This is a genomic window from Paenibacillus auburnensis (assembly GCF_927798115.1).
Classification (GTDB): Bacteria; Bacillota; Bacilli; order Paenibacillales; family Paenibacillaceae; genus Paenibacillus_AQ; species Paenibacillus_AQ auburnensis.
Genome location: NZ_CAKMMG010000017.1, coordinates 1 through 21,116, shown reverse-complemented (window position 1 = coordinate 21,116; position 21,116 = coordinate 1). Strand labels below are relative to the sequence as shown.

Genomic DNA, 21,116 nt, shown 5'->3' with positions numbered 1-21,116 from the left:
AAAGGAAGCCGCAGATGGAGCAAATGAATGAACTAGTGCAGTACGTAATGGAGTCGGCGGCCGAACATGAGCTGTGGGCACCCCATGACACCATTGTAGTCGCAGTTTCCGGAGGACCGGACTCTGTGGCTCTTTTGCGTATTTTGCATGAAATATCCTTGAACCGGACACCGCTAAAACTGATATGCGCCCATGTGAACCACGGCTTTAGGGCAGAGTCGCAGGAGGAGGCTGAATTTGTCCGCGCGCTGGCGGATGAGCTGGGCATACCTTTTGAGCTGGCTGAATTTGATATTCCCTCTATTGTGAAGAAAAGCGGTCTGGGACCGGAGGGGGCAGCGCGGGAGAAACGTTATCAGTTTCTGATTGAAACGGCCAAGCGGCACGGGGCGCGCGCCGTCGCACTGGCGCATCATGCAGACGATCAGGCGGAGACGGTGCTGATGCGGCTGCTGCGCGGCAGCGGTCCATCGGGATTGGTCGGAATGCGCTGGAAAAGAACCGAAAAAAAGGTGGAACTCATCCGCCCCTTTCTACGTATTAACAAAACAGCTCTTATCGGGCTGTGTCAGAGTGAAGGGTTTGCTTATGCCATGGATGCCAGCAATCTGCTTATGAAATATAAGCGGAATGCGGTTCGGCTGGAGGTGCTGCCGATGCTGGAAAAGTATAACCCCAAAATAAAGCAGTCGCTTCTGCAGCTGTCCGAAATTGCCGGAGCGGAAGATGAATTTATGGAGGCGAATGCGTTAAAATGCTTCGAAGAGCTAGTTTTGTTCGAGCATGGAAAATACACCTTTAAGAGAGCTTCATTTGCGGCCGTACCCTCCGCTTTACAACGGCGTTTGATTAAACTAATATTAAATTATCTGTCGGCGGATTCACGGACCTTGGATTTTTCCAAGATCGAAGCAGTGCGCCGGGGGACGCTGCAGGAACATCCCACCGTATGGAGTCTCGATTTGGGTGGGGGGCTGATCTGTGTGCGGCAATACGATACCATTTTGTTCTCGTCCAAGCCTCCGCAGCAGCAGGTTAGCTATACATATCGGCTGTCTTTGCCCGACTCCCGCCTTGAGCTATGGGAAATCGGAAAAGCAATGACAATGACTGTGCTGGAGAGGGAAAGTTTTGCTTTACAGGAGGAGGATTCCGGGAAGATGTCGGCCTGGTTTGACAGTGATGAGCTGGTGCTGCCGCTGACCGTCCGTTCCCGATTGCCTGGAGATACCATAAGGGTTATGGGATTAAACGGAAGCAAAAAGGTAAAAGATATTTACATTGATGATAAAATACCTTCTTCCGAACGTTCTAGAATTCCCCTCGTTTGTGATGGTTTGGGCAATATCGTCTGGATTCCGGGCGTAAGACGCTCGATGCATGCCGCAGTAGGGCGGCACACGGCCTCGGTTCTGCTCTTAACTCTGGAAGAACTGGAGAAAAGCGGAGAAACGTAATGGTCGCTGTAAGTCTTTCATAGTATAACTTAGGAGGTTCGCAAGTTGCAGAACGATATTCAGGAAATCTTGATCAGCCAAGAGGAAATTCAACAAAGAATCAGGGAGCTCGGCGCCCAGCTGAGCGAAGAATATGCAGGACGCACGCCTTTAGTGATCTGTGTGCTAAAAGGCGCGTTTATCTTTATGGCAGATTTGGTTAAAGTCATTACAGTACCCGTTGAAATGGACTTTATGGCAGTATCCAGCTACGGTGGTACGACCAAATCATCCGGTATTGTCAAAATCATCAAGGATTTGGACACATCAGTTGAAGGTCGCGATGTTCTGATTGTAGAGGACATTATCGACAGCGGTCTTACGCTCAGCTATTTGATTGACATGCTGCAGGGCCGTAACGCTGCTTCTGTCAAAGTAGTCACCCTGTTCGACAAACCGTCAGGCCGTGCAGTTAATCTTGAAGCCGAATATACCGGTTTTGTGATTCCTGATGCATTCCTGGTCGGCTACGGACTGGACTATGCCGAGCTATATCGGAACCTCCCTTATGTCGGTGTGCTGAAGCCTGAAATTTATTCCAAATGAACTAATCGACAGCCTTAGATCTACGGATCAGATTCCCGGGCCTGATGTTATTTGAGGACTCCGGGCAGGCTATGGTACAATAACTTGAGCGTTGTGAGAGGAGGTAGGGGATGAATCGGTTCATCCGGAATTCTGGTTTTTATTTGATTTTATTTTTAGTCGTGGTGGGCATTGTCCAGTTTGTCAGCAATGGAAATGAATCCGCCGATTTCCCTAGATACGATGAGTTACGGCAGGAGATCAAAACTAACAATGTGAAGAGCATGACGATTCAGTTTGAAGGTAACGCTTTTTTGGTTACCGGTGAATACAAAAATTTACCGACTGATGCCAAATCGAAAAGCTTCTCCACATATGTTCCTCCTACTGATGCAGCCATCAATGAACTCATATCCGCCAGCGATTCCAATGGCGTAGAGTTAACCCAGAAGAAAATGGAAGGTGACAGCATCTGGCTGACATTCCTTTCTTCCATTATCCCGCTGGTGATTATGTTCATCCTGTTCTTCTTCCTGTTCAATAATGCACAGGGCGGCGGCGGCAAAGTAATGAACTTCGGCAAGAGCAAAGCCCGCCTGTACAATGAAGAGAAGAAGAAGATCAGCTTCGAGGATGTCGCTGGTGCTGATGAAGAGAAACAGGAACTGGTCGAAGTGGTCGAGTTCTTGAAGGATCCGCGTAAGTTTGCTGCAGTAGGTGCCCGTATTCCTAAGGGGGTACTGCTGGTCGGTCCTCCAGGGACTGGTAAAACCTTGCTGGCCCGCGCAGTTGCCGGTGAAGCAGGCGTTCCTTTCTTCAGTATTTCCGGTTCCGACTTTGTAGAAATGTTCGTCGGTGTCGGTGCTTCCCGTGTACGTGACCTGTTCGAGAATGCCAAGAAGAATGCTCCATGTATCATCTTTATTGATGAGATCGATGCAGTGGGCCGTCAACGCGGCGCCGGACTCGGCGGCGGACATGATGAACGCGAACAGACGCTCAACCAATTGCTCGTCGAGATGGACGGCTTTGGCGGCAACGAAGGTATTATCATCGTCGCGGCTACTAACCGCGCAGACATACTTGATCCGGCGCTTCTCCGTCCGGGACGTTTTGACCGTCAGATTACGGTTGACCGCCCTGATGTGAAAGGCCGTGAAGCAGTACTGAAGGTTCACTCCCGCAATAAGCCGCTTACGAAGGACGTAAGACTTGATGTTATCGCTAAGCGTACTACCGGGTTTACCGGTGCGGATCTGGAGAACTTGCTGAATGAAGCGGCACTACTCGCTGCCCGCCGTAACCGCAAGGACATTACCATGCGGGAAGTGGATGAAGCGATTGACCGTGTAATCGTGGGTACTGAGAAACGCAGCCGTGTCATCAGTGAACGCGAGAAGCGCATCGTGGCTTATCACGAAGCAGGTCATACCATTGTTGGCTACTTCCTGGAGCATGCTGACATGGTTCACAAAGTAACAATTATCCCGCGCGGACGCGCAGGCGGATATGTCATTATGCTTCCTAAGGAAGACCGTATGCTTGTTACCAAGCAAGAATTGCTTGATAAAGTAACTGGACTCCTCGGCGGACGTGTGGCTGAAGAATTGTTTATCGGTGAAGTAGGAACAGGTGCATACAGTGACTTCCAGCAGGCTACGCGCATCGTGCGAAGCATGATTATGGAATACGGTATGAGCGACAAGCTGGGACCTATGCAGTTCGGCACATCCCAAGGCCAGGTATTCCTTGGCCGTGATATCGGGCATGAGCAGAACTATAGTGATTCCATTGCTTACGAAATCGATCAGGAAATGCAGAACTTTATCCGCAGCTGCTATGAGCGCTGCCGTGAGCTGCTGACTAAGTATTCTAAGGAAATGCACTTGATTGCTAACACTCTCCTTGAGAAGGAAACGCTGGAACTTGATCAGATCAAAGAACTGATTGAGCAAGGGTACCTGACTGAGGATGGCAAACCGGAAGAAGTTCCTGGGGTGACTCATGAAGCTGGGGAGCCAGTCATTGATTCTATTGGTGATGTGCGTGTTCGTATTCAGGGCAAAACCGATGATGACTCAGCCATACTGCCTGATCTGACCAAGGATATCCCGAACAAAACGGATTCCGAGGACGGAAATGATCCAAACGGCGGCAATAAAGACGGCGGCGGAAGCCTGGTCTAAGCTGCTCATATCGGAATAAAGAGTATACAGTTCGACCGGAGAACCAATGGGTTCTCCGGTTTTTTTGTCATATAAGCATGGATATGCCCAGGGTTATATGTCTTTATGCAGTCTATGCAGGGCTCTGCTGCTTGCCTGGTCACATTGACAGGGGGTGGAACGTTGTGTACATTAGTGATTAAATATTAAATAATAAATATACCTTGAAATAGCAGAGCTGAGTGGCTTTGCATATCTGATTGCAGCGGGTAACTGGTATAATGAATGTCCGGCTTTGATTAGCCATAAGAATTAAGGGGGAGAACAGACCGTGGAAGCTCTGGCGCTTGAGCGCAAGCAGGAACAGAACCGTGAACTTCGTGAGCGCCTCGAACAGCTTAAGAAGGAACGGAATGCAATTATTTTGGCTCATTATTATCAGCGTGATGAAATTCAGGAGGTAGCGGATTTCCGGGGAGATTCTTTTTTACTGGCTCAAAAGGCAGCGGAGACCGATGCGGAGGTTATTGTATTCTGCGGTGTGCACTTTATGGGCGAAAGCGCCAAGATTCTTGCTCCGAACAAAACCGTACTGATTCCGGACGAACGTGCAGGCTGTCCAATGGCGGATATGGTCAATGTGGATGGGCTCCGCAAGCTCAAGGCGCAGCATCCGAACGCCAAGGTGGTCACCTATATTAACTCGTCGGCTGAGATTAAGGCGGAAACGGATATTTGCTGTACCTCAGCCAATGCCGTCAAGGTGATTGAATCGCTCGACGCGGAGGAAATCATCTGGGTGCCGGACAAGAATCTGGGCAATTATGTTCAGGAACAGACCGGTAAGAAGCTGATTATCTGGGAAGGCTATTGCAACACTCATGATATGCTCACGGTTAAAGATGTTATTGAAATGAGAGCCAAATATCCGGAAGCAGAATTTGTGGTACATCCGGAATGCCGCCCTGAAGTAGTTGCGATGGGTGATTATGTAGGCAGCACCACCTCGATCATTGAGTATTGCCGGAAATCGGACCGCCGGCAGTTTATCGTTGGAACAGAGGACGGTACTGGTTACCAGCTGCGCAAAGACAGCCCGGATAAGGAATTCCACTTTGCGACAAAATTCCTTGTCTGCCCTAATATGAAAGTTAATAATCTAAAGAAACTGGTAAAATGCCTGGAGACGATGAAGCCGCAGATTTACGTACCGCCCGCTGTCGCCGACAAAGCCAGAACCTCCCTAGAGCGCATGCTACAAGTCCGGTAGCATGCGCTACTCTTTCGTTGAAACAGGTGAAAAGCGGTCATGATTCCACAATATTTAGTAGATTTCGATCTTCGTGAGCTCCCTACAGTAAAGACAGACTGCCTTGTAATCGGCTCGGGGATTGCCGGATTATTCACAGCAATTAAAGCCAGTGAAGACCGGAAGGTTATTATGATTACCAAGAAATCGCTGATGGAGAGCAACACCCGGTATGCACAGGGTGGAATTGCTGCAGTATTCTCAGAAGATGATTCGCCAGTTTACCACCGCCAGGACACCCTAATGGCTGGAGCGGGGCTTAACTCTTCCGCAGCAGTGGATGTATTGGTGCATGAAGGTCCGGAGGGGGTGCGTGAACTGATCCGGCTCGGTACCATATTCGATAAGGAAAATGGTGTCCTGGCTTTAACTCAGGAAGCAGCACACAGCCACCGCCGTATCCTTCACGCTAATGGGGATGCTACCGGCTATGAAATTGTCCGTGCACTCGCGGAACAAGTCCAGCAGCATGAGAATATTGAGATCTGGGATGATCATTTTGTTATAGATCTTATTACTGACGGGGGAGAATGCGTAGGTGCGCTGGTGCAGCGTCCAGGCGGCGGAAGACTGTTCCTGCAAGCCGATGCCACGATTCTCTGCTCAGGGGGAGCGGGGCAACTGTACCGCTATACTACGAATCCTGAGGTTGCCACCGGGGATGGGGTAGCGATAGCCTACCGGGCTGGAGCTCATGTGCGGGATATGGAGTTTATCCAGTTCCATCCGACAGCACTGAGTTATCCCGGAGCACCACGGTTTCTGATCTCCGAGGCTGTACGCGGTGAGGGAGCTGTCCTGCGCAACATTAATGGCGAACGGTTCATGGAGCGTTATCATGAGCTGCTGGAATTGGCACCCCGTGACATCGTAGCCCGGGCGATTATCAGTGAGATGGAGCTCACTAAGTCTACCTTCGTATACCTCGACATTACACATGAGCCTGCGGATATGGTTAAACACCGGTTCCCGACGATTTATGAGACATGTATGAGTTACGGACTCGATATTACAAGTGATTGGATTCCTGTGGCTCCTGCTGCGCATTATATGATGGGGGGCATCAAGACTGATCTCAACGGAGAAAGCAATATCGCCAGGCTGTTTGCCTGCGGGGAGGTTTCTTCGACCGGAGTACAGGGAGCAAACCGCCTGGCCAGCAACTCCTTATCCGAGGCGATTGTATTTGGACGGCGGATTATAGAACGTATCCGTCAGCTTCCGCCGCTTGGCCGGGATATTGTATCCGCCGCTTGTGATGAAGGACGGGTGGAATCACCGACCCAAGCTATAGTCGAACGTCGTCTTAAGCTGCAAAAGGTAATGGTGCGTTATGCCGGTCTCCGGCGGAATGAGGAAATGCTGGAAAAAGGACTGGAAGAACTAAAACGGCAGCTGCCGATTTTTGGCTCTGCTCTAACCAAACGTGAGGAATATGAGTTTGCCAACATGCTTACCTGCTGTCTGCTGATCACTGAATCGGCTTTGGCGCGGCAGGAGAGTCGTGGAGCACATTACCGTGAGGATTATCCGCTAAGGGATGATGCGAAGTGGCAGAAACATTTGCTCCAGATTCGCGATCTCGGAATAGTGGAGGAATTAAGTGATGATGTTTAATGGATATAACGAAGAATTAGTGCAATTAATCAAGGGTTGGCTGCAGGAGGATGTCGGTTCGGGTGATATTACAACACGTACGACGATTCCGGCCGGCCACGAATCCAAGGGGATTATCCATGCGAAGGAAGCCGGTGTCATCTGCGGCCTGCCTGTGGCAGAACTGGTTTTTGAAGTTGTGGATCCTTCGCTTGTATTTACGGCGCTGGTTCAAGAAGGGCAGACCGTTTCCAAGGGAACGGTAATTGCTGAAGTGGAAGGAAGCACGCACGCAATTCTGACCGGGGAGCGGCTTGCGCTTAACTTGATGCAGAGATTATCCGGTGTTGCTTCACGGACAGCCGCTTTTGTAGAAGCGCTGAATGGTCTGCCTACACGGCTTGTTGATACCCGTAAGACTACACCGGGACACCGGATGCTGGAGAAGTACGCTGTCCGCGTCGGCGGCGGTGCGAACCACCGGTTCGGATTATACGATGCTGTGATGATCAAAGATAATCATATCAAGGGAGCCGGAGGCATTCGTCAGGCTGTAGGCCGGGCCCGGGCGAATATTCCGCATACCATGACCATTGAAGTGGAGACCGAGAGTCTTGAGCAGGTTGAGGAAGCTTTAGCTGCTGGAGCAGATATTATTATGCTGGACAACATGGCGCCTGAGCTGATGAAGGAAGCGGTTAGAAGAATTAAGACCAAATCACCGCATGTCAAAACCGAAGCTTCGGGGAATGTTTCCCTGGAGACTGTTCGCAGCATGGCTGAATCAGGCGTGGATGTGATTTCTGTCGGACGGCTGACCTATTCCTTCACTAGTCTGGACATCAGTCTGGATCTGAATGCCAAGAAGGAGGCGCCTCTCTCATGATACTGGCTGTCGATATCGGCAATACCAATATTGTGCTCGGTGTTTACCGGAAGCGTGAGCTGCTGCACCATTTCCGGCTCAGCACTGCGCGTCAATCTACGGCCGATGAATATGGTGTGCTGATTCATAATTTGTTCCATATGTCGAACATATCGTTTAAAGATGTGGAGGGCGTCATTATCTCCTCTGTCGTCCCACCGCTTGTCCAAGTAATCGTAGAGATGTGTGTAAGGTATATCGGTAAAGATCCGCTGCTGGTTGGTCCCGGAATTAAGACCGGTCTTAATCTGCGGTATGAAAATCCCCGTGAAGTAGGGGCTGACCGGATTGTGAATGCTGTTGCGGCTGTCGAACAGTACAAATGCCCGTTAGTGGTTGTGGACTTCGGGACTGCAACTACCTTCGATTGTATTGATGCCGGTGCTAATTATCTTGGCGGGGCCATTGTACCGGGGCTCGGTATTTCCACCGAGGCCCTGTATCAGCGGGCATCTAAACTGCCGAGAATCGAGCTCGAGAAACCCAAGAAGGTCATTGGACGCAATACGGTGCATGCCATGCAAGCCGGGATTATTTTTGGTTATGCCGGCCAGGTTGAGGGAATCGTACGGAGAATCAAGCAGGAAATGAATGCGCCAGTACTGAAGGTCATAGCTACAGGCGGGCTTGCTACGCTTATTGCCGGGGAGACGGACTGTATAGATGAAGTTAATCCTATGTTGACACTGGAAGGCCTGCGCATTATTTATGACCGTAACCAATAAAGATAAAGAAGCCTGAACGAGGCTAAGAGAGTGGAGGGATATGCACCCAATGGAAACAAAAAAAGACCGGCTGATCCGGGGGACTGCACTGGACGGAAGAGTCCGGGCATTTGCTGTCCGCACGACAGCACTCGTTGATGAATTGCGGCGCAGACATGATACGTACCCGACGGCTACAGCCGCACTGGGCCGTACAGTAACCGCAGCAGCCATGATGGGCGCTATGCTCAAAGGAGAAGAGAAGCTGGCGATTATGGTCAAAGGAAACGGCCCAATTGGACAGATTACGGCTGAATCGAATGCTCTTGGGGAAGTGCGCGGCTACGTGAGCAATCCGCATGTGCATCTGCCCAGCAACAGTCTTGGCAAATTGGATGTGGCCGGTGCTGTAGGGACCGAAGGATTTATTGATGTGAGCAAGGATTTGGGGATGAAAGAGCCTTATCGCGGAAGCGTACCTATTATTTCAGGTGAGCTTGGCGACGATTTCACCTACTATTTTGCCGTTTCCGAGCAGACACCTGCGGCGGTCGGGCTGGGCGTATTGGTTGAACCGGATAACTCTGTGAGTGTTGCCGGAGGATTTATTATCCAGCTGCTTCCAGGACTTACCGATGCTGAAATTACTGAGATTGAACAGGCAGTAGGCGCTATGCCATCTGTTACTACCCTGCTGGATCAGGGACTTGAGCCTGAGGAAATGCTGCGTTATCTTTTACCGGATGCCATCGTACTGGATGAACTGGATATTAATTTTGTCTGCCAATGCTCCCGGGAGCGGGTTGAACAAACATTGGTCAGTCTGGGCCAGCACGAGCTGGAGCGTTTAATCGAAGAAGACGATCAGGCGGAGGTTGTATGTCATTTCTGCAACGAGGCCTATTTATTTAATAAGGATGAACTACAGGTTATCCTGGATCAAGCGAAATCGTAGGGCATGGGATGATGACTAGACAGGAGCGCGTGCTGCGCAATGCCGTTGTCATACTTGCTGTCGGCACTTTAGTCCTTGGGGGACTGCTCTTTTGGAGCCTGCGGGCGATGTACATTCTGAAGGGTGAGGCTGGCGAGGGTGAATCCGCTGATATCGCCACCGCAGGCGGACAGCCGGTAACGGACCGGGAATGGATAGATGAACTCAAAAAAAAGCACGGTGATGAGGTGCTTCTGGGAATACTCAATCACATTGTAGTCGATAAGGAAGCCAAGGCACTTGGCATTACCGTGACAGATACTGACATCGAGCAGGAACTTCAGCGTAGTATGGCTGGTTATGGCTCAGAGGAACAGTATTACACACAAATGCGGTCTGAGCTGGGACTTTCCCGTCAGGAGGTACGTGAGGAGGCGGTTTACCGGCTCACTCTCCAGGCGGTGGCCACAAAGGACGTTATTATCAGTGAATCGGCAATCGATGATTATTTAGCGGAGAATTCCGCACGCTTCATACCCAAGAAGCAAATGCAGCTTTCGATGATCAAGGTGGAGACTTATGATGAGGCAGATCATGTGATGGACCGGCTGGAGCAGGGAGAGGATTTTGCCGCTGTAGCCAAGGAGGTCTCCATCGACACCGAGAGCAGGGAGCACGGAGGAAGCATCGGAATGGTGGAGGAGGATGATCCCTTTTGGCCTGGGGATCTGCTGGAAACGGCCGCAGGACTTGAAGCGGGCGATATCGCCGGGCCGCTGCAGACCGGTGAAGCTTATGCCGTAATTCGGCTGGAGAAAATGATTGATCCCCCTAAGCCGGATGAGGCGGAAATCAGGGAGCAGGTACGCCGGGAGCTGGCACTGGAGCAGGCTGCTCCATTACAGCAGGTAGAAAGCGATCTGCGCACTAAATATGACACAGCGATATATATTGACAACGGCCTGCAAGATTGATAATATGAGGTTAAATGTAAAACCTACCGTTTTAGTCGGGAATAACCGGCGGCGGATTACACAAAATGGCCGCCTTACAGCGTTATAACTTGACGCTGCGGTATTGAATATCCTGGTGCAGACTCATCGTCCCCTTGAGAGATAAGCCGCAATACATCAAACACCCGGAATTACATGCTGAAGACTTATGTCACAAGTTATGCACTCATAGATTAATAAATATTCCAAGGAGGTTTTTGCTCATGGCTAAAGTCGTCAACAGCGTAACAGATTTGATCGGTGGCACACCGCTTGTTCGTTTGAATCGGATCACTCCCGAAGGTTCCGCAGATATCTACTTGAAGCTGGAATACCAAAACCCGGGTTCCAGTGTTAAAGACCGTATTGCCCTCAGCATTGTAGAAGAAGCTGAGAAGGATGGTCTTCTGAAACCGGGCGGAACGATTGTAGAAGCTACCAGCGGTAACACTGGTATCGGCTTAGCACTTGTTGCAGCTGCCAAAGGCTACAAGGCAGTTATTGTTATGCCTGAAACGATGAGCCTTGAGCGCCGTAACCTGCTTCGCGCTTACGGTGCTGAGCTCGTACTGACTCCGGGATCAGAAGGTATGAACGGTGCGGTTAAGAAAGCCGAGCAGATTTTGGCCGAGAATCCGGATTACTTCCTTGCTGAGCAGTTCAAGAACAAAGCTAACCTGAAGATTCACTTGGAAACTACCGGTCCTGAAATCGTAGAAGCGATTGAGTCGATTGGTGGACCATTGGATGCGTTCGTTGCAGGCGTAGGTACTGGCGGAACCATCTCTGGTGCCGGCGAAGTATTGAAGAAGCAATATCCTGATGTGAAGATTTATGCGGTAGAGCCAGCTGCTTCACCTATTCTGGCCGGCGGCAAACCAGGTCCGCACAAAATCCAAGGGATTGGTGCTAACTTCATTCCGGACATCCTGAACCAGAACATCTACGATGAGATCATTCATGTGGAGAACGACGAAGCCTTCGAAACTGCGCGCCGTGTGGCCAAAGAAGAAGGTGTGTTGTCCGGTATTTCTTCCGGTGCCGCTGTATTTGCAGCGCTTAAAGTAGCCAAAGAGCTGGGTGCAGGCAAAAAAGTCGTTGTCATTATTCCAAGTAACGGCGAACGCTACCTCAGCACTCCGCTGTACAACTTCGAAGTATAATTATTAAAATTTTCTATAAGAGTCTTCCTCTCCGCTCATTCAGGGATAGTGAAGGCTCTTTTTTGTGCATGCTGATAGAAGAGATGATGTGGCGATATTCAGAGCAGTTGGTGCGTTTTGAATGCAATAATAGGCTTATTTTACATAAATCCAATCTTCGGGGTTTTCAAAGCGTCCTGAAGTACAGTATACTGACAGGCAATATACGATGATAACCATGTAGGCTTCACAAACTAAGTAAATGCTTACGAAGCGAGTCTTGTTGTGAAGAATACGCTAGAAGCAAAGGCTTTACAAAACTTTAAGGAGGATAGCTTTGGAAATCTTAACGGCGTGGCAGGACTGGGAGCAATGGGCAGATGAGAACTGGAGCCTTCTTCCCTTGATTATACAATCACCACAGGATAAATCCGGCTTGCCGGCTTCTTGGATGAAGGCTTGGGAGCAGGCCTCGCCTTATTCAGTGGTACTGGAGAGCGGGAAAGGCGGCCGCTATACCTACCTGGGGCTGAGCCCTGTCTCCGTAATAGAAGGCAAAGGAGAACAAGCGGCAGCATTCGATTTAACCCCGGGAACACCGGGCTATCAAGTCTGGGAAGCCGATGCAAAGAAAGATTTGCAAGGTAAACCGCTGGATGTGCTGCAGGGATGGATGAAGGGATTGACTTCCCCGCGCGCAGAGATTTCAGGATTACCGCCGTTTCATGGCGGCTGTGTGGGCTATCTCAGCTATGACGTAGTCCGTTCCCTCGAGAGGCTGCCTTCGCTGGCTAAGGATGATCCGGGATTTCCTGATTATTTGTTTATGCGTTTCGAAGAGCTATGGATTTACGATCACCAGGAGGACATGCTTTATTGCACTGTTCATGTCCCAGTGACTGCCGGCAATAAACCTGATCTGCCCGGCCTCAGACTTCTCTATTCCGAGTCTGTACAGCGGGCGGAAAAGATGGTTGAACAGTGGCGGCTGATCGGTTGTGCTGCAGAAACGGAAGCACAGACACAGGCAGCGGAGATGGTCAGGATTGTGGCTGTGATTGAGGAGAGCGTTAATCTGTCCGGAGAGTGGCCTGGCATGAGGTCTGCCTTTTCACCAGAGCACTTCCAGCAGGCCGTGCTCGATGTTCAGGAATACATCCGCCAGGGCGACGTATTCCAGGTCAACCTCTCGCTGCGCCAGGAGGCGCAGCTGAAAGCCCCGCCGGAGGATGTTTATGAATGGCTGCGCAAGCTCAATCCGTCCCCGTACATGGGGCTGCTCCGCTCGCCCGGCTTCGCGCTCTCCAGCGCTTCGCCGGAGCTGCTCGTCAAGCTGCACGGGGACAAGGTCAGCGCCCGCCCCATTGCCGGTACCCGGCGCCGGGGGCTCACTCCCGCGGAGGATGCCGCCATGGAGGCGGAGCTGCGCGGGAGCGAGAAGGAGATCGCCGAGCATATTATGCTTGTCGATCTTGAGCGCAACGACATCGGCCGTGTCGCTGCGTATGGATCGGTCAGCGTGCCGGAGCTGCTGACCGTGGAGCGATACTCGCATGTCATGCACCTCGTCTCGCAGGTGGAGGGGCGCATCGCCCCCGGCCGCGATGCTTATGATGTCATGGCCGCCTTGTTTCCCGGCGGCACAATCACCGGTGCGCCCAAGGTGCGCACAATGGAAATCATCGAAGAGCTGGAGCCGGTTCGCCGCGGCCCATATACCGGATCACTGGGCTGGATTGACTATAACGGCAATATGGAATTAAATATTATTATACGGACGTTGGCAGTCAAGGACGGAGTAGGATATATTCAGACAGGCGCAGGTATCGTGATCGATTCCGATCCGTACCGCGAATACCGGGAATGCCATAACAAAGCCAAAGCGGTAGTGAAGGCGGTTCTCTGCAGTGAGCTGCAGCAGGAATCACGGACCACCGGTGGAGCCAAAGGGGGAGCAACACTATGATCTTGGTCATCGATAATTATGATTCCTTTACGTACAACCTGGTGCAGTATTTAGGCGAACTGGGGGAAGAAGTGAAGGTGCACCGCAACGATGAAATTACGATTCAGGAGATTGAGGAGATGGCTCCGGATCATATTCTGATCTCACCGGGACCCTGTACCCCGAATGAAGCGGGCATCAGCCTGGAGCTGCTGCAGCATTTCAAGGGCGTCATTCCGATCTTCGGCGTATGTCTGGGACATCAGGCCATCGGGCAGGCCTTTGGCGGAAACGTCATCCGTGCCGAACGTTTAATGCACGGCAAAACATCGCCGATTTACCATAACGGCACATCAGTTTTTGAGGGACTGGAATCCCCATTTACCGCAACAAGATATCATTCGTTAATTGTAGAACGCGAGAGCCTGCCGGATTGCCTGGAGATTACAGCAGAGACGGCGGAAGGTGAAATTATGGCACTGCGTCATAAAGAATATCCGATTGAAGGTGTCCAGTTTCATCCGGAATCAATCATTACCGATCATGGACACACCATGCTCCGCAACTTCCTGAAACGGAGAGCCGGAGAACCGGCATGAACTATATCGGACTGAATGAAAGAATAGTCGAGGCCAAAGACGCCGTGGTTTCCGCTCTGGATCACGGCTTTTTGTACGGCATGGGCCTGTTTGAAACCTTGCGTACTTACGGAGGCGTCCCTTTTCTGCTGCGGCGCCATCTGGATAGGCTGGCGGACGGCTGCAGACAGCTGGGAATTCCGTTTGAGGCAGATGAAGACTCTTTGCGTAAATGGATCGGACAAGTAATGGCAGCGAATGGGCTGCAGGAAGCATATATCCGTTATACAGTTACTGCAGGCGAAGATATTTTGGGGCTTCCGGCCGGAGAGTATACCCAGCCTAATCATTTGCTCTATATCAAAGAGCTGCCCAAGGTGCCTTCGTCCCTTTACACGGAAGGCAAGCCGCTGCAATTGCTGCGGATACCGCGCAATACCCCGGAAGGGCCGGTTAGACTGAAGTCGCTGCATTATATGAATAACATTCTGGCCAAACGTGAGCTTGCCGGATATGCCTCAGCTGCGGGCGGTGCGGAAGGGCTGATGCTGACGGATAAAGGGTTTATTGCGGAGGGCATCGTCAGCAATCTCTTTTACATCAAAGACGGGATACTCCATACTCCTGATATAGCTGCAGGCATCCTGCCCGGCATTACCCGGGAAATGGTGCTGGAACTGGCCCCCGGTGCAGGATTGCACACAGAAGAGGGATTTTACCGCTGGGAGCAGCTGCTTGCTGCCGAGGAAATATTTCTGACGAACTCGGTGCAGGAGATTGTTCCGGTGACGACACTTTGGCACGGTAATGAGTCATTGATGGTTAGCGGTGGACGAAGCGGCAAGAACACGGCTGAATTAATCAGGTTGTACAGGGAAAGGACGGAAGGGCTGAAATGAAACCTGTTATTTATAGACGGAACTACCGGTTTAAGGACAGCGAACTGGTCTTAGGCGACCGCACCTTGATTATGGGCATCCTGAATGTAACGCCGGACTCTTTTTCTGATGGGGGCCTGTGGAATGAGCCGGATAGAGCGGTAGAGCATGCACTCCAAATGGCGGCAGAGGGTGCCGATATTATTGATATAGGCGGTGAATCCACGCGTCCCGGCCACCAGCCGGTGAGTATGGAGGAAGAGCTGGAGCGGGTGCTTCCTGTTATTGAGAGCATTCACCGCGCAGCGCCCCATCTGGTTCTTTCGATAGATACGTATAAGGCTGAGGTAGCCCGGCAGGCTCTACAGGCGGGGGCACACCTTATTAATGATGTCTGGGGCGGCAAAGCTGACCGTGATATGGGCGCTGTAGCTGCAGAAGCCGGATGCCCCTTCATTCTGATGCATAACCGTCATGACCGTAATTATAAGGATCTGGCGGCAGATATGTCTGCGGATCTCAAAGAGAGTATTGATATGGCACTGGCTGCAGGTGTAAAGCCGGAGAACATCATTCTTGACCCGGGTATCGGGTTTGCCAAGGATTATACCGAGAATCTGCAGGCGATGATGGCGCTGGACAGCTTGACTGAGCTGGGTTATCCGGTGCTGCTGGCCACTTCCCGCAAAAAGTTCATCCGGACTGCACTCGGTCTTCCAGCGGATGATGTAGTGGAGGGAACCGCGGCGACTGTGGCGTTCGGTATTGCCCAAGGCTGTCAGATCGTGCGGGTGCATGATGTATCCTTAATCAAACGAACCGTTCAAATGTGCGACGCTATGCTGTATGCCGCCTCCCCGCAAGTGCGGAAGTAGGTTAGGCCTGCAGCGGCTGACTATTTTTATTATAAGAAAGCAGGTACTGTAATGGATAAAATGACGCTGCACCGCATGGAGTATTACGGATATCACGGAGTGTTTGAAGAGGAACGCAAGCTTGGCCAGCGCTTCTATGTGGATCTGGAGCTGGAGCTTGATTTGCAGACTGCAGGACTAAATGATGATCTGACGCAGACGGTGAACTATGCCGAGGTGCATGAAACAGTTAAAAACATTGTCGAAACAAAGTCCTTCAAGCTGATTGAAGCTTTGGCGGAACATATTGCATCCGTGTTACTGGACACTTATACTATTATCAATGCAGTAACGGTCAAAGTGACCAAGCCGCATCCGCCGTTCGACATTCATTTTCAGGGAGTGACCGTAGAACTGCGCAGAACGAGAAAGTGAGACCAGGTCCATGAACATACATTCCACCTCTGAGGCATCAGAGGCTTATATTGCTTTAGGGGCTAATTTAGGCGACCGTGAGGGAACCTTGAAGGAAGCCTTGAACAGGCTGAACCAGCATGAGGGAATAGAAGTTGTACGCTGCTCCAGAATATACGAGACCGAGCCGGTTGGCTATCTGGATCAGTCGCAGTTTTTGAATATGGCTGCTGCCCTGCGTACTACGCTTGCGCCGGAGGATTTGCTTCATGTCATGCTGGCGATTGAGACACAGCTCGGCCGCGTCCGGGATATCCGGTACGGACCGAGAACCGTCGATTTGGATTTACTCTGGGTAGAAGGCCGGAGTCTGGACACGCCTGAGTTAACACTTCCGCATCCCCGGATGATGGAGCGGGCGTTTGTGCTGATTCCGCTAAGTGATATTGTTCCGCAGAATGATGCATCGTTCGGACTTTACGGAATGATTGCTGCAGCGCTTCAAGATTTGGACGGAAAGGAAGGAATGCGCTTGTGGACATCAAACGAATGGGACGGCGGGTCAGAGCATTCCGGAAGCTAAAGGGGTATACCCAGCAGGAGCTGGCGGATTCTGTCGGAATTTCCCTCGCTGTGCTCGGCGCAGTAGAGAGGGGCAATCGTCGGTTGGAAGATAAAATTTTAAATAAAATTGCGGACGTTCTCGGTGTTTCAGCCGAAGAGCTGGCTAATCCCTCCCCGTGAGACGGAGCTTTTATATAAACCAATAGTAAAGGAAGTGAAAGAACATGCTGAAAATAGGCGGTATTGAATTGAAGAATCAGGTGGTTTTGGCGCCTATGGCTGGCGTATGCAATCCCGCTTTTCGTCTGATCGCTAAAGAGTTTGGAACAGGTCTGGTCTGCGCAGAAATGGTCAGTGACAAGGCCATCCTGCACGGCAACAAGCGTACACGCGAAATGCTGTTTGTGGATGAGCGGGAGAAACCGCTGAGCCTGCAGATTTTTGGAGGCGACCGTGAAACGCTGGTTGGAGCGGCAAGAGTGGTGGATAAAGAGACCAATGCCGATATTATCGACATTAATATGGGCTGTCCTGTCCCTAAAGTGACCAAATGTGATGCCGGCGCCCGCTGGCTGTTGAATCCTGACAAAATTTACGAGATGGTGTCGGCTGTCGTGGAAGCTGTTGATAAGCCTGTCACCGTAAAAATGCGCATCGGCTGGGACAGTGAGCACATCTTTGTGGAAGAAAATGCGCGTGCTGTAGAACGGGCCGGCGGTCAGGCGGTCAGTGTGCACGGCCGTACACGCGAGCAGCTGTACACCGGACATGCAGACTGGAAGTATATCAAAATGGCCAAAGAGGCTGTTTCGATTCCTGTTATCGGTAACGGGGACGTGAATACACCTGAGGATGCGCGGGCCATGCTTGATCAGACCGGCTGTGACGGAGTCATGATCGGCCGCGGCGCACTGGGCAATCCGTGGATGCTGTACCGTACTGTGCAGTATTTGAAGACTGGCGAACTGATGCCTGAGCCTGGAGTCGAAGAGAAATTCAAAGTAGCGATTCTTCACATGGACCGGTTGGTGGCCCTTAAGGGGGAAGCGGTGGCCGTTCGTGAAATGCGCAAGCATATGGCCTGGTATTTGAAAGGTCTGAAAGCTGCCGCCCGTGTGAAGGATGTCATTATGGAAGAAACAAGACGCGACGGAATGGTGCGGATTTTGAATGATTTTGTCGTACAGCTTAGAGATGAAGAGGAACAGGAAGACCTAAACCCTTCTCTTTCGGCAGTATAATTTCCGCTCCGGCAGCGGGGATTTTCATGCTTCTGCTTACATTATCGGATAACACTGAACTTTATATGGGGCGTCATTGACATTTAGTAGCGGTTCCAATATAATTTCACAGTATAAAATCGCCGTTACAGCAAGCGTTAATGCAGCAGGGAGGGTTCTTATCCCTCCGGATTCGCATATAGTATGGTGTTTTCAATAAATGTATACGACAGGAGAATCGGTTGAGATGAGCGATAAAGAAGTCATCCTTACGCCGGACGGACTTAAGCGTCTGGAAGAAGAACTGGAGACCCTCAAATCCGTGAAACGCCGCGAAGTGGCCGAGCGGATTAAAGTAGCAATCGGCTACGGGGATATCAGCGAGAACTCGGAGTATGAAGACGCGAAGAACGAACAGGCTTTTATCGAAGGCCGTATTATTACTCTGGAAAAAATGCTCCGCAACGCCCGAATCATCAACAGCGACGAGATTGTTACTGATGTGGTAAGCATCGGGGTTACGGTTAGCGTTGAAGATTTGGAATATGGCGATGTGATGGAGTATACCATCGTCGGCACAGCTGAATCCGATCCGTTAAATAATAAAATCTCTAACGAAAGCCCGGTAGGTAGAGCCATTATCGGCAAAAAAGTCGGCACAATCGTCGATGTAAGTGTTCCTGCAGGCGTCATTCAATATAAAATTCTCGATATTAGAATGAAGTAACTTACAGTTGTACCCCGAAAGCTTCCTTAGGGAAGCTTTTTTCAAAGTATAACAAGCGAAAAATATGGGTGAACATATATAGCTTATATTTTGTACTGAAACGGACTGCCTTCGCTCAATGCCCGCGGGGAGCCGTTTCTTCTTATGTATATGACATGATGGTTTTAGAGAGGATGAACGAACATGACCGAGGAATTGAATACCGTGGAGAGCACGGAAAAGGAACTTAGCGAGCTGCTGCAGATCCGCCGTGCGAAATTGGACGAGCTGCGTGCACTGGGAATCGACCCGTTCGGCAAGAAATATGAGCGTACTGCAGGAGCCGGAGACCTTCTGGCTAAGTATGACGGACAAACCAAAGAAGAACTGGACGAGCTTGCTCTGGATGTAAGCATTGCCGGCCGCATCATGGGTAAACGGGTAATGGGCAAAGCCAGCTTCGCCCACATCCAGGACCTAAGCGGTAAAATCCAGATTTATGTGCGCCAGGACAGCATTCCTGAAGAGCAATATGCAGCATTTAATGTTCTTGATTTGGGCGACATCATCGGTGTCCGCGGAACGTTGTTCAAGACCAAAACAGGTGAAACGTCGATTAAAGCGAGCAACCTCGAGGTATTGTCCAAATCCCTGCTTCCTTTGCCTGAGAAATATCACGGCCTGAAGGATGTAGAACTGCGCTACCGTCAGCGTTATGTAGACCTGATTATCAACCCTGAGGTCCAGCAGACGTTTATTGCCCGTTCACGGATTATCCAGTCGATGCGCCGTTATCTGGACTCGCTGGGCTATCTTGAAGTTGAAACTCCGACTCTGCATGCAATTGCCGGCGGAGCTGCTGCGCGTCCGTTCATTACCCACCACAATACACTGGATATGCAGCTGTATATGCGTATTGCTATCGAGCTCCACCTGAAGCGCCTGATTGTCGGCGGTCTGGAGAAAGTCTACGAAATCGGCCGCGTCTATCGTAATGAAGGAATTTCAACAAGACACAATCCGGAATTCACCATGATCGAGCTGTACGAAGCTTATGCTGACTACAAAGACATTATGCAGCTGACGGAGAACATGATCGCCCACATCGCCCAGGAGGTTCTTGGCAGCCAGAAGATTAACTATCAGGGACAAGAAGTCGACCTCTCACCGGGATGGCGTCGTGTAACCATGGTTGATGCTGTTAAAGAAGTAACGGGTGTTGACTTTGGCGTTCAGATGACTGATGAGGAAGCCCAGCGTTTGGCTAAGGAGCACCGTGTTCCAGTTGAGAAGCACATGACCTTCGGCCATATCCTCAATGCGTTCTTTGAACAATTCGTTGAGGAAACACTGATTCAGCCTACATTTGTAATGGGTCATCCGGTTGAAATCTCGCCACTGGCCAAAAAGAATGAACAGGATCCGCGGTTTACTGACCGTTTCGAGCTATTTATTGTTGCCAGAGAGCATGCGAATGCATTTAGTGAGCTGAATGACCCGATTGACCAGCGTCAGCGGTTCGAAGCTCAGATTCAGGAAAAAGAGCAGGGTAACGATGAGGCCCATGAGATGGATGATGATTTCATCCGTGCGCTGGAATACGGCATGCCTCCTACAGGCGGACTCGGAATCGGTGTAGACCGTCTGATCATGCTGCTTACCAACGCGGCTTCTATCCGTGATGTTCTGTTGTTCCCGCATATGCGTAACAAAGACTGAATAAAGTCCTGATCGCAAAACCACAATAACCAGGGAAGCTGTACAGGCAGTTTCCTTGGTTCAATGGTGGAATGAACATATTTTAAAATAATGCTTGCAATCAAACGTTATACATGGTATATTCTATTTCTGGCCGCGAAACATCAACGCCGAGCTCGAAAAAGAAGTTGAAAAAAAGAGCTTGCATTGAACGGCTGGATGTGATATATTATAAGAGTTGCTGGTGACGAGCTAATCATCACTGACAACAAGCTTGATCTTTGAAAACTGAACAACGAGTGAGTATCGGAAATCACTTCGGTGAGATCCAAAACTGATGATTTTCACAACGTCTTGTACGCTTTAGAAATTCATCTTGAGAATGCAAATTCTCGTCAGATGTTTCAAAATGAGCAATCGCTCTTTCTAAATACCAATTTGGAGAGTTTGATCCTGGCTCAGGACGAACGC

Annotated in this window: 20 protein-coding genes; all 20 read left to right on the top strand. The window is 50.5% G+C overall.

The window, feature by feature from the left end:
- Nucleotides 1-14 precede the first annotated feature (14 nt).
- Nucleotides 15-1,457, top strand: a complete 1,443-nt coding sequence (tilS, locus tag L6H70_RS28115; protein WP_236337499.1) for a tRNA lysidine(34) synthetase TilS — start codon at nucleotides 15-17, stop codon at nucleotides 1,455-1,457.
- A 45-nt stretch (nucleotides 1,458-1,502) separates the two neighbouring features.
- A complete protein-coding gene (gene hpt, locus L6H70_RS28110; RefSeq protein ID WP_054944017.1) occupies nucleotides 1,503-2,042 on the top strand; it encodes a hypoxanthine phosphoribosyltransferase in 540 nt (179 codons plus the stop codon).
- Nucleotides 2,043-2,152: 110 nt separating this feature from the next.
- Nucleotides 2,153-4,207, top strand: a complete 2,055-nt coding sequence (gene ftsH / locus L6H70_RS28105; protein WP_236337498.1) for an ATP-dependent zinc metalloprotease FtsH — start codon at nucleotides 2,153-2,155, stop codon at nucleotides 4,205-4,207.
- A 310-nt stretch (nucleotides 4,208-4,517) separates the two neighbouring features.
- Entirely contained in the window at nucleotides 4,518-5,456 is a 939-nt protein-coding gene (gene nadA, locus L6H70_RS28100) for a quinolinate synthase NadA (RefSeq protein WP_206102654.1), read from the top strand.
- 39 nt (nucleotides 5,457-5,495) lie between these two features.
- The gene (gene nadB / locus L6H70_RS28095) at nucleotides 5,496-7,112 is read left to right on the top strand and encodes an L-aspartate oxidase (RefSeq protein WP_236337497.1); all 1,617 of its coding nucleotides are present in this window, start codon (nucleotides 5,496-5,498) and stop codon (nucleotides 7,110-7,112) included.
- Nucleotides 7,102-7,977, top strand: a complete 876-nt coding sequence (nadC, locus tag L6H70_RS28090) for a carboxylating nicotinate-nucleotide diphosphorylase (RefSeq protein WP_236337496.1) — start codon at nucleotides 7,102-7,104, stop codon at nucleotides 7,975-7,977. Before nadB ends, nadC begins: the two co-directional genes overlap by 11 nt.
- Entirely contained in the window at nucleotides 7,974-8,741 is a 768-nt protein-coding gene (locus L6H70_RS28085) for a type III pantothenate kinase (protein ID WP_236337495.1), read from the top strand. Before nadC ends, L6H70_RS28085 begins: the two co-directional genes overlap by 4 nt.
- A gap of 49 nt (nucleotides 8,742-8,790) precedes the next feature.
- Entirely contained in the window at nucleotides 8,791-9,675 is an 885-nt protein-coding gene (hslO, locus tag L6H70_RS28080) for an Hsp33 family molecular chaperone HslO (protein ID WP_236337494.1), read from the top strand.
- Between the two features lie 8 nt (nucleotides 9,676-9,683).
- On the top strand, nucleotides 9,684-10,628 hold the full coding sequence (locus L6H70_RS28075) for a peptidylprolyl isomerase (RefSeq protein WP_236337493.1): 945 nt from the start codon (nucleotides 9,684-9,686) through the stop codon (nucleotides 10,626-10,628).
- A 242-nt stretch (nucleotides 10,629-10,870) separates the two neighbouring features.
- Nucleotides 10,871-11,809, top strand: a complete 939-nt coding sequence (cysK, locus tag L6H70_RS28070; RefSeq protein WP_206102660.1) for a cysteine synthase A — start codon at nucleotides 10,871-10,873, stop codon at nucleotides 11,807-11,809.
- Between the two features lie 316 nt (nucleotides 11,810-12,125).
- The gene (locus L6H70_RS28065) at nucleotides 12,126-13,754 is read left to right on the top strand and encodes an anthranilate synthase component I family protein (protein WP_236337492.1); all 1,629 of its coding nucleotides are present in this window, start codon (nucleotides 12,126-12,128) and stop codon (nucleotides 13,752-13,754) included.
- Complete coding sequence (gene pabA, locus L6H70_RS28060) at nucleotides 13,751-14,332, top strand: aminodeoxychorismate/anthranilate synthase component II (protein ID WP_236337491.1); 582 nt, start codon at nucleotides 13,751-13,753, stop codon at nucleotides 14,330-14,332. The genes L6H70_RS28065 and pabA overlap by 4 nt, the downstream gene beginning before the upstream one ends.
- On the top strand, nucleotides 14,329-15,210 hold the full coding sequence (locus L6H70_RS28055) for an aminotransferase class IV (RefSeq protein ID WP_236337489.1): 882 nt from the start codon (nucleotides 14,329-14,331) through the stop codon (nucleotides 15,208-15,210). The genes pabA and L6H70_RS28055 overlap by 4 nt, the downstream gene beginning before the upstream one ends.
- Nucleotides 15,207-16,064 carry a dihydropteroate synthase gene (folP, locus tag L6H70_RS28050; protein WP_236337487.1) on the top strand — a complete coding sequence of 286 codons (858 nt, stop codon included), beginning with the start codon at nucleotides 15,207-15,209 and terminating at the stop codon, nucleotides 16,062-16,064. The genes L6H70_RS28055 and folP overlap by 4 nt, the downstream gene beginning before the upstream one ends.
- A gap of 51 nt (nucleotides 16,065-16,115) precedes the next feature.
- Complete coding sequence (gene folB, locus L6H70_RS28045) at nucleotides 16,116-16,478, top strand: dihydroneopterin aldolase (RefSeq protein WP_054944005.1); 363 nt, start codon at nucleotides 16,116-16,118, stop codon at nucleotides 16,476-16,478.
- Between the two features lie 10 nt (nucleotides 16,479-16,488).
- Nucleotides 16,489-17,040: a 2-amino-4-hydroxy-6-hydroxymethyldihydropteridine diphosphokinase gene (gene folK / locus L6H70_RS28040; RefSeq protein WP_236337485.1), complete on the top strand. Its 552-nt coding sequence runs from the start codon at nucleotides 16,489-16,491 to the stop codon at nucleotides 17,038-17,040.
- Entirely contained in the window at nucleotides 16,992-17,201 is a 210-nt protein-coding gene (locus L6H70_RS28035) for a helix-turn-helix domain-containing protein (RefSeq protein ID WP_236337483.1), read from the top strand. Before folK ends, L6H70_RS28035 begins: the two co-directional genes overlap by 49 nt.
- 44 nt (nucleotides 17,202-17,245) lie before the next feature.
- On the top strand, nucleotides 17,246-18,262 hold the full coding sequence (gene dusB / locus L6H70_RS28030; RefSeq protein ID WP_236337481.1) for a tRNA dihydrouridine synthase DusB: 1,017 nt from the start codon (nucleotides 17,246-17,248) through the stop codon (nucleotides 18,260-18,262).
- A gap of 226 nt (nucleotides 18,263-18,488) precedes the next feature.
- A complete protein-coding gene (gene greA / locus L6H70_RS28025) occupies nucleotides 18,489-18,968 on the top strand; it encodes a transcription elongation factor GreA (RefSeq protein WP_020425624.1) in 480 nt (159 codons plus the stop codon).
- Between the two features lie 183 nt (nucleotides 18,969-19,151).
- Nucleotides 19,152-20,666, top strand: a complete 1,515-nt coding sequence (gene lysS / locus L6H70_RS28020; RefSeq protein ID WP_236337479.1) for a lysine--tRNA ligase — start codon at nucleotides 19,152-19,154, stop codon at nucleotides 20,664-20,666.
- Nucleotides 20,667-21,116: the final 450 nt, after the last annotated feature.